A 12,436-nucleotide genomic window follows, 5' to 3' on the forward strand; every position below is an offset into this window, starting at 1 on the left:
CTGCCTCATCACAGGAGTGACCGTGACAACCCCCTATTCGCATCTGCCAGGAACGGACGACCACGCGGTACCGCCCCCCGGCTGCCCCGCCCACGGCATGGCGACCGGCGGCCTGACCCCCAACGGACTGCGCCGGCTCTACGGGCCGGAGGCCGAGCGCGACCCCATGGGTCTTTACGAGAAGCTGCGCGCCGAACACGGCTCCGTCGCACCCGTGCTGCTCCAGGGCGACGCGCCCGCCTGGCTCGTACTCGGCCACAGCGAGAACCTGCACATGACCCGTACGCCCTCGCAGTTCTCCCGGGACTCGCGCCGCTGGCGGGCCCTGAACGACGGCAGTGTGCCTCCCGACCACCCGCTCGCGCCGGTCTTCACCTGGCAGCCGATCTGCGTCTTCGCCGACGGCGCGGATCACGAGCGGCTGCGCGGCGCCGTCACCGACTCGATCGCCCGCATCGACCACCGCGGTGTGCGGCGCTACATCAACCGTTACAGCAACCGGTTGGTCAACGAGTTCTGCGAGGACGGCAAGGCCGACCTGGTGAGCCGGTTCGCCGAACATCTGCCGATGATGGTGATGGCGCAGATCATCGGCATGCCGGAGGAGTACAACCAGCGGCTCGTGGACGCCGCGCGCGACATGATCAAGGGCACGGCGACCGCCAACGAGAGCAACGCCTATGTGATGGCGGCGCTCGACCGGCTGGTGGCCCGGCGCAGAAACGCCCCCGAGGAGGACTTCGCGACCTGGCTCACCGAGCACCCGGCCGGGCTCACCGACGCCGAGTGCAGTCAGCATCTGCGGCTCGTGCTGATCGCGGCGTACGAGACGACCGCCAACCTGATCGCCAACGTGCTGCGGATGGTGCTCACCGACCCCCGCTTCAGGGCGCAGTTGAGCGGCGGCCATATGACGCTGCCCGAGGCCGTGGAGCAAACCCTCTGGGACGAGCCGCCGTTCACCACGATCTTCGGCCGCTGGGCCGTCGGGGACACCGAGTTGGGCGGCCAGCACATCAAGGCGGGCGACGCGCTCGTCGTGGGGATCGCCGCCGCCAACGTCGACCCGGTGGTACGTCCCGACCGGAGCGCGTCGATGCAGGGCAACCGGGCGCATCTCGCCTTCAGCGGCGGTCCGCACGAATGCCCGGGCCAGGACATCGGCCGCGCCATCGCCGACACCGGGATCGACGCGCTGCTGCTGCGGCTGCCCGACCTCCAGCTCGCCGTGGAGGAGTCGGAGCTGAGCTGGACGGCCGCTCTGATGTCCCGTCAGCTCGACGCGCTGCCGGTGGCGTTCGCGCCCCGGCCGCCGCAGGACGTGTCGGGGCCGCCGAGCCCGGTGGTGTCGGCCCCGCGGGTGCCCTGGCGGGTCGACTCGCCACGGCCGGGCGGCGCACCGCGCCCGCCGGAGCCTGCCGGGGTGTCCGGGGGGCCGCGTGTGCCCGGGGCGCCCGGTGTGCCGGGGGAGCCGGGAGCGCGGGGGCAGCTGCCGACGGCCGAACCGGCCGCTTCGGCAGGGCCGTTCCCGTCCGACGCGCCCGGGCAGCAGCGCGGCCGTGGTTCGGCGCCGCGCCGCCTGTGGCGCTCCGCCGTGCGCTGGTGGCGCGGGTACTGATCAGCGCGCGGTGTCCAGCTGGTCCCACCACCAGGCGATCGAGGGAAGGGGAAGCGGCTCCGTGGCGTCGTCGGCCGGGTGCTGCTTCCACCATCCGCCGGGCGTCGCCTTCGCCCCGGTGTCCTCGGTGTAACGGGGGCACACCGAGGCCCAGTCGAGATGGCCCCGGACGAACTGGGCGAGGCCGCGCACGTATTGGCGCGTCGCGTCGGCCGTGCCGGCTGCGTCTTCCAGCACCTGGGCCGCCAGCCGGTCGAAGAGCACCATCACCCGGTCCCGCATCGCCACCGCCCGCACCAGTGCGCGGTGCGGGTCGCAGTCCAGCTCCTGGCACAGGACATCGATCAGATTGAGGTTGTCGCCCGCCCGCAGCAGCTCCTTGTTGCGGGAGTACAGGTCGTTGTCCCAGCTCACCAGGGTCCAGGTGATCTCGGTGAGGGCCTGGACCCGCGGGTCGGCCAGATCGCTGTCGGGGACCTCGAAGCCGCCCACGATCTCGATCATCGCCGTGGAGGGCGCCATCCCTATCGCCCGCATCCACATCGTCACGTAGTCGTCGAGCGGGGGCAGCAGCGGGTCGCGCCGCCAGGACGCCTCCCACACCAGCCCCGAGGTGTACAGGCGCATCGCGTCCGTCCACCGGCGCAGCTGGGCGGGGGAGGCGAACAGGGCCAGTTCCGCGCGGAGTCGGCGCAGGGCGGCGGTGTGCGGCGAGTCGGTGGGGGAGGGGCCGCCGGGGGCCTCGACCGCGCGCATGATCCGCGAGGTCTCCCTGGCCAGCAGATCGGCCGTGGCGTCCGCCTCGTCGCACACGCCGTCGTCGAGCGAGAAGAGCACGGCGTGGAACTTGGCCATCAGCGTGAGCGGTTCGAGCCGCCCGTACGGCATCGTCGCACCCGTCAGGCCGCCGAAGTCGCACACCGCGAGCCGCTTGAGCTGACGCTCGTCGCTGTCGAGCCCTTGCTGGAGCATCCAGTGGACGGTCAGCTCGTTCAGCAGGTCGATCGACTGGTGCCTGGCGGCCGGGACGGGGCAGTAGAACGGCACAGCGGGCAGCCGCAGGACCGAAGTCTGTTCCGAGACAAGCGTCATGGTCGGCCTCCAGGCGCGGGACAAGGATGTGCCATTCCGGTGGAGCGTATCTGGCTGGGTTCCGTCGTCAACTACCGCTTTTTTGGACAGTACTTGGCTGAAATTGACACAGTGTCACACGGTCGGCCCCCGGAGATGCCGGGCAGGAACGGCTCTCCACGCACCGAAACCGGTCGCCGCGGTGGCGGAAGAGTGCCGTTCGAGCGGAGCCGTTTATGGCGCATTCGGTCTTCTTTTAGTCGCAACTTGACCGTGTCTTGTACGTCGTTGTCCGGTCGGCCGGTGGGACGGCCGGGTGTGCTCCGGCTACGAACCGGCCGGTGGGCCCTCCCCGTAGGAGAAGGGCCCACCGGCCGGAAGGTGCGCCGCCCCCGTCCCCACGGTGCGGCGCGGGCGGGCCTTGCCATCCGCTGGGACGACGGCCCGCCGGTCATCAGGGCGAGGGGACTCGCAGGCCGAGCGCGGGGAACACGGCGGACTCCAGGAAGCGGACCAGATAGGCCTCGTCGGCGTGCTGTCCCTCCAGCACCGGACGGGCCCGCACCACCCCGATGAGCTGTGCGGCCACGAACTCCAGCGCCGGATTGTCGGCGGCGACCTCACCGCGCTCGACGGCGCGCCGCGTCATCGCCTCGATGCCGGCGACCTGGGGCTCGACGAAGCCCTCGCGCAGCGCGCACAGCAGCTCCGGGTTCTGCAGCGCCGCATGGCTGAGACCCATCATCAGCGCGGTGTCCCGGCCGGAGCCCGCGGCGATGCCGCGCGCCGTCGCCAGCAGATCCCCGACGAGCGACCCGGTGTCGACCTCGCCCAGCTTGACGCAGCGGGTGCCGCGCAGCGCGGCCGAGACGAGCTGCGGCTTGGTGCGCCACTGGCGGTAGAGGGTCGACTTGCCGCAGCGGGTGCGCGCGGCGACGCCCTCCATCGTCAGCGCCTCGTAGCCGCCCTCGCGCAACAGGTCGAGAGCCGCTTCGTAGAACTCCAGCTCACGTTCCGGCGTGATCTTGGAGCGGCCCGTCGACGTCATCGTCTCTCCCTCTCGGTCCTGTGGCTCTCGGGTCCTGCGACCTGTCCCGGGTCCTGTGACCTATCCCGCACACCCGGTATCGATACGCCAGTGTACCGATACGAGCGCGTATCGGTACACTGGCGTATCGATAGGGCGTGGTGCGGACCGCGTCGCCGCACCACCACGACGCCGCCCAGCGCCGTGTCGTCCATGCAAGGGGGTCGGGTGAATGAACGCCCGAACAGGGCCCGCCGAACGGAAACGGAACGCTTCCGCCCGACCGCCCCTCGCCCGCGAGCTGCTGCTCGTCGTCGGACTCTTCCTCGTCTACAAGCTCGGCAGGCAGGCCGCCAACGGACGCACCGCCGAGGCGTACCACAACGCGCGCCGCGTCTGGGATCTCGAACGTGACCTGCGGCTGCCCGGGGAAGGCGCCGTCCAGGGACTCCTCCTGCACGGCGACACCCTGGTGCACATAGCCAACACGTACTACGCGGCGGTGCACTTCCCCGCCACCGTCCTCTTCCTGTGCTGGCTGTACTGGCGCCGGCCCGGCCACTACGTCTGGGCCCGCCGGGTCCTCGCCACCGTGACCGGCGCCGCGCTCGCCCTCCATCTGCTGCTGCCCCTCGCCCCGCCCCGGCTGCTCACCGCCGCGGGCCTCGTCGACACGGCCAAGGTCTACGGCCCGACCGTGTACGGCGCGACACCCACCTCGGGCTCGCTGGAGAACCAGTTCGCCGCGATGCCGTCGCTGCACTTCGGCTGGGCCCTGATGGTCGCGCTCGGCCTGATCGCCGCCACCCGCTCGCGGTGGCGCCTGCTGTGGCTGCTGCACCCGCTGATCACCCTGTTCGTCGTCGTCGGCACGGCCAACCACTACTGGCTCGACGCGATCGTGGCCGCCGCCCTGCTGGCCGGCGCGCTCGCGTTCCTCCGGCCGCCGGCGGCGCAGTCCCCCTCACTCGTGGTCCGGTCGTCCGTACCGGCCCGCGCGATCCCACTCGTCACCTCGTCAGGGGGCCACCGATGAACGGTGCGATGTTCGCGGCGGTGGGACTCTCGCTGGTCTCCGCCGTCGCCTACGCCACGGCGGCCGTCGCCCAGGAACGGCTGGCCGCCCGCAGCGAACCGAAGACCGGGCTGCTCACGCTGCTCGGGCGCGGCGCCTGGTGGTGGTCGGTCGGTCTGAACGCGGCCGGCGCGCTGCTGCATGTCGTCGCGCTCACCTACGGCTCGCTCACCGTGGTCCAGCCGCTGGGCGCCCTGACCCTCGTCGCCGCCGTACCGCTCGGCGCGCGCAGGGCGGGACGGCAGGTCAGCAAGGGCGAGTGGCAGGGCACCGCGTTCACCCTCGTCGGGCTCGCCGCGATCCTGCTCGCCGCCGCCGGCACGGCCCCGAGCGAGACACTCACCCTCTGGCAGGCGCTCGGCGTCGCCGCCGTCGCCCTCGCGCTCGTCGGCGTCCTGACCAGGCCGGGCGCCCGGCCAGGACTGCGCCACGCCGCCGCTTCCGGCATCACATCGGGCGTCGCTTCGGCGCTCACCCAGACGGTGACGGTCGCCGCGGCCGTCGGCGGGACGACGGCGCTGCCGCTCTGGCAGGTCGGTCTGGTGGCATTGATGGTCGCCGCGTTCGCCTCCGGCGGCCTGCTGCTGTCCCAGACCGCCTACCGGGGCGGCCTCGGCGCGCCGCTCGCCGTACTGACTCTGGCCAACCCGGTGGCGGCGGCGGCCATAGGCCTGACGCTGCTCGGCGAACGCCTCCAGGGCGGCGCCCTCGGTATCGCCGCGGCGGCCGTCGGCGCGGTGGTCGCGGCGCGCGGTGTGTTCCTGCTGACCCGCAGCTCGGCGGTGACGGGGGAGCCGGAGCCTGCGGGGCCGGCGCCCGAGGAGCCCCGTCCGCATCCCGAGCCCGTGATGCGGACAGAGCCGGCGCGGCGGACCGAACCCGCGATGCACGTGGTCCGGATGCCCGCGGCAGGACGCCCCGCCATGGCAGCGGAGCCGGTCGTCCCGCTGGTGTCAGGGGTGCCCGCGCAGCCGTCCAAGGGCCGGGAGCGGGTCGCCGCCGCCCGCTCCGCGATGGCCGGTGCCATCGTTTGGGGCGCACCCATCCCGGTACTGTTGCTGCCCGGCTCGTACGCCTCCGACGACCTGCCCGAGGCGCCGGAGACGGCGCGGGACGCGCCGCAGAACCCGCTGGGCACGGCCGACGAGCACGAGGAGCGGCCGCCGTCGCCGCACAGCCACTGCCGGGCGTGAAGCTGCGCTGTGGGGCGGCTTAAGAAACTCTCGATGGACTGCGCGGTCCCGGCTCGGCAGATTGGTGGGTGACCACCGATCCGTACCGTCACCCGCCGGGAGCCGCGCCGATGAAGGCACTTGTCAAGCAGAAGGCCGAGCCCGGACTGTGGCTCATGGACGTCCCCGAGCCCGAGCACGGCCCCGGCGACGTGCTCATCAAGGTGCTGCGCACCGGCATCTGCGGCACCGATCTGCACATCAGGTCGTGGGACGGCTGGGCCCGGCAGTCGGTGGAGACACCGCTCGTCCTCGGCCATGAGTTCGTCGGCGAGGTCGCCGCGGTCGGCGCCGATGTCCAGGAGGTCGCCGTCGGCGATCTGGTGAGCGCCGAAGGCCATCTGGTCTGCGGCAAGTGCCGCAACTGTCTGGCCGGCCGCCGGCATCTGTGCCGCAGCACGGTCGGCCTCGGCGTGGGGCGTGACGGCGCCTTCGCCGAGTACGTGGTGATCCCCGCGTCCAACGTCTGGGTGCACCGCGCCGAGGTCGACCTCGATGTCGCCGCGATCTTCGACCCGTTCGGCAACGCGGTGCACACCGCGCTCTCCTTCCCGCTCGTCGGCGAGGACGTCCTGATCACCGGCGCGGGACCGATCGGGATCATGGCAGCCGCGGTCGCCAAGCACGCGGGGGCGCGCAACGTCGTGATCACCGACGTCAGCCCCGACCGGCTCGAACTGGCCCGCAAGGTCGGTGCCACCCTCGCCCTCGACGTCTCGCACACCGGCATCGCCGAGGCGCAGCACCAGCTCGGCCTCAAGGAGGGCTTCGACATCGGCCTTGAGATGTCGGGCAGGCCGGAGGCCATGCGGGACATGGTCGACAACATGACGCACGGCGGCCGGATCGCCATGCTCGGCCTGCCGGCCGAGGAGTTCGCCGTCGACTGGTCGAAGATCGTCACCTCCATGATCACGATCAAGGGCATCTACGGCCGCGAGATGTTCGAGACGTGGTACGCGATGACCGTCCTGCTCGAAGGCGGTCTCGACCTCGCCCCCGTCATCACCGGCAGCTACGACTACCGGGACTTCGACGCGGCCTTCGACGAGGCGGCCACCGCCCGCAGCGGCAAGATCATTCTCAACTGGGACGCCTGACCCACCGTCGCCACTCCGCCCGCTGCCCGCCGCCTGCTGTCCGCCGCGATCCCGCCCGCTGCCGCGACCCCGCCGTACCCCCAGGAGCCCGCCATGTACACCACCACCCGTGACGACCTGCGCGCCACCCTCGACGAGATCCGCGAGGCCGGACTCTTCAAGCCGGAGCGGGTCATCTCCACCCCGCAGAGCGCGTCGGTCGCCGTCACCGGCGGCGACGCCTCCGGTGACGTCCTCAACTTCTGCGCCAACAACTACCTGGGCCTCGCCGACCACCCCGAGGTGGTCGCCGCCGCCAAGGACGCCCTGGACCGCTGGGGGTACGGCATGGCGTCCGTACGCTTCATCTGCGGCACCCAGGAGATCCACAAGGAGCTGGAGCAGCGCCTCTCCACCTTCCTCGGACAGGAGGACACGATCCTCTACTCCTCCTGCTTCGACGCCAACGGAGGCGTCTTCGAAACCCTCCTCGGCGCCGAGGACGCCGTCATCTCCGACGCCCTCAACCACGCCAGCATCATCGACGGCATCCGGCTGTCCAAGGCCCGCAGGCTGCGCTACGCCAACCGCGACCTCGCCGAGCTGGAGGCGCGGCTCAAGGAGTCGCAGGACGCCCGCCGCAGGATGATCGTCACCGACGGCGTGTTCTCGATGGACGGTTACGTCGCGCCGCTCGCCGAGATCTGCGACCTCGCCGACCGCTACGACGCGCTCGTCATGGTCGACGACTCGCACGCGGTCGGCTTCGTCGGCCCCGGCGGCCGCGGCACCCCCGAGCTGCACGGGGTCATGGACCGTGTCGACATCATCACCGGCACCCTCGGCAAGGCGCTCGGCGGCGCGTCCGGCGGCTATGTGGCCGCGCGCGCCGAGATCGTCGCCCTGCTGCGCCAGCGCTCCCGCCCGTACCTGTTCTCCAACTCGCTCGCGCCGGTCATCGCCGCCGCCTCGATCAAGGTGCTGGACCTGCTGGAGAGCGCGGGCGAGCTGCGCGAGCGGCTGCGCGCCAACACCGCGCTGTTCCGGACGAAGATGACCGAGGCGGGCTTCGACATCCTGGCGGGGGACCACCCCATCGCCCCGGTGATGATCGGTGACGCGACCGAGGCCGGCCGGATGGCCGAACTGCTGCTGGAGCGCGGCGTGTACGTGATCGGCTTCTCGTACCCGGTGGTGCCCATGGGCAAGGCCCGGATCAGGGTCCAGCTCTCGGCGGCGCACTCCACCGCCGACGTGGAGCGCGCGGTCGCCGCCTTCGTCGAGGCCCGCGCCGCCCTGCACGGCTGACCGGCCCGGCACCGACGGGCCCGGCGGTCGACCGGCCCCGCACCGACCGGCCCCGCCGTCCACCGGCCGGACCTGGCAAAATGGCTGGGTGATCGACCCCCGGCGGCTGCGCATCCTGCGGGCCGTCGCGGACCACCGAACGGTGACCGCGGCGGCTGCCGCGCTGTACCTCACCCCGTCCGCCGTCTCCCAGCAGCTCGCCGCGCTGGAGCAGGAGACCGGGCACGCCCTGCTGACCCGCAGCGGCCGTGGTGTACGGCTGACGGCGGCGGGGGAGATCCTGCTCGGCCACGCCCATGCCGTCCTCGCCCAGCTGGAACGGGCCGAGGCCGAGCTGGCGGCGTACGCGGGCGGCGCCGCGGGAGAGGTCACGGTCGCCGCCTTCGCCACCGGCATCGCCGAGGTGCTGGCCCCTGCCGTCCAGGCGCTGTCCGGGACGCACCCCGGCATCCGGGTACGGGTACGGGACGCCGAGGGCGACGAGAGCCTGCCGATGGTGCTCGACGGCGAGGCGGACCTGGCCGTCGCGGTCGACTACCGGGGCGCGCCGAGCGAGGACGACCTGCGGCTCGCCCGGGTGGCGCTGTACGCGGAGCCCTTCGACGCGGTGCTCCCGGCCGGCCATCCGCTGGCCCTGTCTGCCGAGGTGGTCCTGGCCGAACTCGCCGGCAGCGACTGGATCGGCCACTCCCCGGGCAACCCGTGCCGCGAGGTGATCCAGCTCGCCTGCGAACTCGCCGGCTTCCAGCCGCGTCTGGTGCACTCGTCCGACGACTTCCGCGCGGTCGTCGCCCTCGCCGGGGTGGGCGCGGGCGTCGCACTCGTCCCCCGCTCGGCGCTGCGCGGCATGGACCTGAAGGGCACGGTCGTCCGCCCGGTAGCAGGCCCGGCCGCCACCCGCCGCGTCTTCGCGGCGGTACGCAGCGGCGCGGAGGACCACCCACTGATCCGCCCGGTCCTGGACGCGCTGTCACGGGCGGCGTCGGGGCTGACGACGGACTGATCCCGTCCGGGCGGGCGGCTCAGGCCGGCCCGGTTACGACAGCAGGCTCGGGGCCGCGCGGTCCAGTACCGTGTTGACCCGCTCCCAGGTCTCCAGGTCCCGTGTCACCGGCTCCAGTTCGGGGCCGCTGCCGGACTGCCAGGACGTCGCGACGGCCACCGGGTCCTCGCCCGTCGCCGCGCTCGCCGCCAGGGCCGCCGCGCCGAGGGCGACCAGTTCGCCGCTCTGCGGGACGACCAGGCCGCGGCCCGAGAGCCGCCGTACGGTCTCCACCCACATCCGGCCCTGCGCGCCGCCGCCGATCAGGCGCAGTGGACGGCTCGCGACCTCGGGGGCCGCCGGGTCGAGGCCGCACGCGGCCAGTACCTCGTCCAGGGCGCGCAGTACGGTCACCGCCGCGCCCTCGTAGGCGGCGCCGAGCAGCTGCTGGGGTGTGGTGTCGTGCCGCAGTCCGGTCAACAGGCCTGCCGCGGTGGGCAGATCGGGGGTGCGCTCGCCGTCGAGGTAGGGGAGCAGTACGGCCTCGCCGCCCGGTGTCGCGTCCTCCCGGTCGAGCCGCAGCAGCTCGGCGACCTTGTCGACGGCGAGGGTGCAGTTCAGGGTGCAGCCGAGCGGCAGGTACGTGCCGTCGGCCGCGGCGAAGCCGGACAGCGCGGGGGTGGTGGGGCGGGTGCGGGTCGCGGCGAACACCGTGCCCGAGGTGCCGAGGCTGAGCACCGGGTGGTCCAGCAGCCCCGCGCCGCCGAGGCCGAGGCCGACGGCCGCGCTCATGTTGTCGCCGGTGCCGGCCGCGACGGCGATACCGGCGGGCAGTCCCAGCTCGGCGGCGGCGCCCGCGGTGAGCGAGCCGATCCGGGCGCCGCCGGTGGTCGCGACGGCCGGCAGCAGCGCGGCGTCGAGGCCGAGCAGCGCCAGCAGCTCCGGGTCGTACGCGCCGGTGGCCGTGGAGTACCAGTTGGTGCCCGAGGCGTCACCGGGGTCGGTGACGGCCGTGCCGGCCAGCCGCTCGGTGAGGAAGTCGTGGGGGAGCCGGACCGCCGCCGTCGCCTCGGCGACGGCGGGGTCGTTCTCGCGCAGCCACTGCCACTTCGTGGCGGTGATCGAGGCGACGGGCGCCGAACCTGTGCGTGCCGCCCAGGCGGCGGCGCCGCCCAGCGCCTCGGTGAGCGCCGCTGCCTGCGGGGCGGAGCGGGTGTCGTTCCACAGCATCGCCGGACGCAGCGGCCGTCCCGTACGGTCCAGCACCACCAGTCCGTGCTGCTGGCCGGCGACGGCGATACCGGTCACAGCCGAGGCGTCGACACCGGACTCCTTGAGCCCCGCGGTGACGGCCTCGCGCAGCGCGCTCCACCACACCTCGGGGTCGGTCTCGCGCGCGCCGCCCTCGCCGGTGACGCGGTGCGAGGCGCGCCCGACGGCGAGCAGCTTGCCGGTCTCGACGTCGGTGAACGCCGCCTTGGTCGACTGGGTGGAGCTGTCGACGCCGATCACGACCGGGCTCCGCGACATGGACGTACCTCTTCCTGACCGGCTGTGGAACACAGTTTTGGACGTGGGAAAAACAAATTACGCGATGGGGCGCCGCACCGGAACCGGGGCGGCGATCATTGACTCTCCGTGGTCCTGCCCGTGCACGTTCGACCGGTCGGACACAGATGAGCGCGAACGGGGGCTTTTGCGTACCGGGGGCGCCGTGCCATATTAGTCATGTCAGGAAACAAAAGGTCGGCACGTGCCGGACCTTGAGGTGTCGAAGGCGGCCAGAGATGACGGATAGCTTCACCCCCACCCCCGAGGACAAGTTCAGCTTCGGCCTGTGGACCGTGGGCTGGCAGGGCAAGGACCCCTTCGGTGACGCCACGCGCCCGGCCCTGGACCCGGTCGAGTCCGTGAAGCGCCTCGCCGAGCTGGGGTCGTGGGGGGTCACCTTCCACGACGACGACCTCATCCCGTTCGGCTCGACCGACGCGGAGCGCGAGGCGCACATCAAGCGGTTCCGGCAGGCGACCGAAGAGACCGGCATCACGGTGGAGATGGTCACCACCAACCTCTTCACGCACCCCGTGTTCAAGGACGGCGGCTTCACCGCCAACGACCGTGACGTGCGCCGCTACGCACTGCGCAAGGTCCTGCGCAACGTCGACCTCGCCGCCGAGCTGGGCGCCAAGACCTTCGTCGCCTGGGGCGGCAGGGAAGGCGCCGAGTCGGGCGGTGCCAAGGACGTGCGCCTCGCGCTCGACCGGATGAAGGAAGCCTTCGACCTGCTCGCCGAGTACGTCACGGAGCAGGGTTACGACATCAAGTTCGCCATCGAGCCGAAGCCCAACGAGCCGCGCGGCGACATCCTGCTGCCCACCGTCGGCCACGCCATCGCCTTCATCGACCGCCTCGCGCGCCCCGAGCTGTTCGGCGTCAACCCGGAGGTCGGGCACGAGCAGATGGCCGGGCTCAACTTCCAGCACGGCATCGCGCAGGCGCTGTGGTCGGGCAAGCTCTTCCACATCGACCTCAACGGCCAGCACGGCACCCGCTACGACCAGGACCTGCGCTTCGGCGCCGGCGATCTGCGCGCCGCCTTCTGGCTCGTGGACCTGCTGGAGAGCGCGGGCTGGGAAGGCGCGCGGCACTTCGACTTCAAGCCGCCGCGCACCGAGGACTTCGACGGGGTGTGGGCGTCGGCCGCCGGCTGCATGCGCAACTACCTGATCCTCAAGGAGCGCGCCGCCGCGTTCCGCGCCGACCCGCAGGTCCAGGAGGCGCTGCGGGCAGCGCGCCTGGACGAGCTGGCCCAGCCCACGGCGGCCGACGGAGTGGCGGCGCTGCTCGCCGACCGCGCCGCCTTCGAGGACTTCGACGTCGACGCCGCCGCCGAGCGCGGCATGGCGTTCGAGGCGCTCGACCAGCTCGCGATGGACCACCTGCTCGGCGCCCGCTGACCCGTCCGCCTTCCGGGCAGACGCGTTCGCGAGGGTGCCGTTCGGCCCGGGCAGCCCCGCTGCCCGGGCCTCCGGCTGCCCGCGCTC

The 12,436-nt window shown here is 72.6% G+C and carries 9 protein-coding genes and 1 pseudogene; 7 read left to right on the plus strand and 3 right to left on the minus strand.

The window, feature by feature from the left end; genetic code table 11:
- Positions 1–22 precede the first annotated feature (22 nt).
- Positions 23–1,618, plus strand: a complete 1,596-nt coding sequence (locus OHS57_RS31525) for a cytochrome P450 (protein ID WP_328584109.1) — start codon at positions 23–25, stop codon at positions 1,616–1,618.
- Here OHS57_RS31525 and OHS57_RS31530 read toward each other — a convergent pair whose 3' ends face one another.
- Positions 1,619–2,710 (minus strand): terpene synthase family protein, encoded by a 1,092-nt coding sequence (locus tag OHS57_RS31530; RefSeq protein ID WP_041992946.1) that lies wholly within the window; start codon positions 2,708–2,710, stop codon positions 1,619–1,621.
- A gap of 433 nt (positions 2,711–3,143) precedes the next feature.
- Complete coding sequence (locus OHS57_RS31535) at positions 3,144–3,737, minus strand: TetR/AcrR family transcriptional regulator (RefSeq protein ID WP_041992949.1); 594 nt, start codon at positions 3,735–3,737, stop codon at positions 3,144–3,146.
- Positions 3,738–3,948: 211 nt separating this feature from the next.
- On the opposite strand from OHS57_RS31535, the gene OHS57_RS31540 reads away from it, so the two are divergent.
- The 5 genes and pseudogenes from OHS57_RS31540 to OHS57_RS31560 all read left to right on the plus strand — a co-directional run bounded on the left by OHS57_RS31540 (position 3,949) and on the right by OHS57_RS31560 (position 9,413).
- The gene (locus OHS57_RS31540; protein ID WP_041992952.1) at positions 3,949–4,752 is read left to right on the plus strand and encodes a phosphatase PAP2 family protein; all 804 of its coding nucleotides are present in this window, start codon (positions 3,949–3,951) and stop codon (positions 4,750–4,752) included.
- Positions 4,749–5,750 (plus strand): annotated as a pseudogene (locus OHS57_RS31545) (DMT family transporter); the annotation flags it as partial. The gene OHS57_RS31540 and the pseudogene OHS57_RS31545, both read left to right, overlap by 4 nt.
- A gap of 344 nt (positions 5,751–6,094) precedes the next feature.
- Positions 6,095–7,123, plus strand: a complete 1,029-nt coding sequence (tdh, locus tag OHS57_RS31550; protein WP_041992956.1) for an L-threonine 3-dehydrogenase — start codon at positions 6,095–6,097, stop codon at positions 7,121–7,123.
- Positions 7,124–7,216: 93 nt separating this feature from the next.
- Complete coding sequence (locus OHS57_RS31555) at positions 7,217–8,410, plus strand: glycine C-acetyltransferase (RefSeq protein WP_328584111.1); 1,194 nt, start codon at positions 7,217–7,219, stop codon at positions 8,408–8,410.
- 88 nt (positions 8,411–8,498) lie between these two features.
- The gene (locus OHS57_RS31560) at positions 8,499–9,413 is read left to right on the plus strand and encodes a LysR family transcriptional regulator (protein ID WP_328584112.1); all 915 of its coding nucleotides are present in this window, start codon (positions 8,499–8,501) and stop codon (positions 9,411–9,413) included.
- A gap of 33 nt (positions 9,414–9,446) precedes the next feature.
- On the opposite strand, the gene xylB is transcribed toward OHS57_RS31560, so the two are convergent.
- Entirely contained in the window at positions 9,447–10,922 is a 1,476-nt protein-coding gene (gene xylB, locus OHS57_RS31565; RefSeq protein ID WP_328584113.1) for a xylulokinase, read from the minus strand.
- A gap of 257 nt (positions 10,923–11,179) precedes the next feature.
- Between xylB and xylA the strand changes: the two genes are divergently transcribed.
- Positions 11,180–12,349 (plus strand): xylose isomerase, encoded by a 1,170-nt coding sequence (xylA, locus tag OHS57_RS31570; protein ID WP_041992967.1) that lies wholly within the window; start codon positions 11,180–11,182, stop codon positions 12,347–12,349.
- The last annotated feature ends 87 nt before the right edge of the window (positions 12,350–12,436 follow it).

Source organism: Streptomyces sp. NBC_00370, assembly GCF_036084755.1.
Lineage (GTDB): Bacteria > Actinomycetota > Actinomycetes > Streptomycetales > Streptomycetaceae > Streptomyces.

Coding starts and splice junctions, on each gene's coding strand:
- OHS57_RS31540 (WP_041992952.1), top strand. CDS start 3,949: ATGAACGCCCGAACAGGGCCCGCCGAACGGAAACGGAACGCTTCCGCC.
- OHS57_RS31530 (WP_041992946.1), bottom strand. CDS start 2,710: ATGACGCTTGTCTCGGAACAGACTTCGGTCCTGCGGCTGCCCGCTGTG.
- xylA (WP_041992967.1), top strand. CDS start 11,180: ATGACGGATAGCTTCACCCCCACCCCCGAGGACAAGTTCAGCTTCGGC.
- OHS57_RS31535 (WP_041992949.1), bottom strand. CDS start 3,737: ATGACGTCGACGGGCCGCTCCAAGATCACGCCGGAACGTGAGCTGGAG.
- xylB (WP_328584113.1), bottom strand. CDS start 10,922: ATGTCGCGGAGCCCGGTCGTGATCGGCGTCGACAGCTCCACCCAGTCG.
- tdh (WP_041992956.1), top strand. CDS start 6,095: ATGAAGGCACTTGTCAAGCAGAAGGCCGAGCCCGGACTGTGGCTCATG.
- OHS57_RS31555 (WP_328584111.1), top strand. CDS start 7,217: ATGTACACCACCACCCGTGACGACCTGCGCGCCACCCTCGACGAGATC.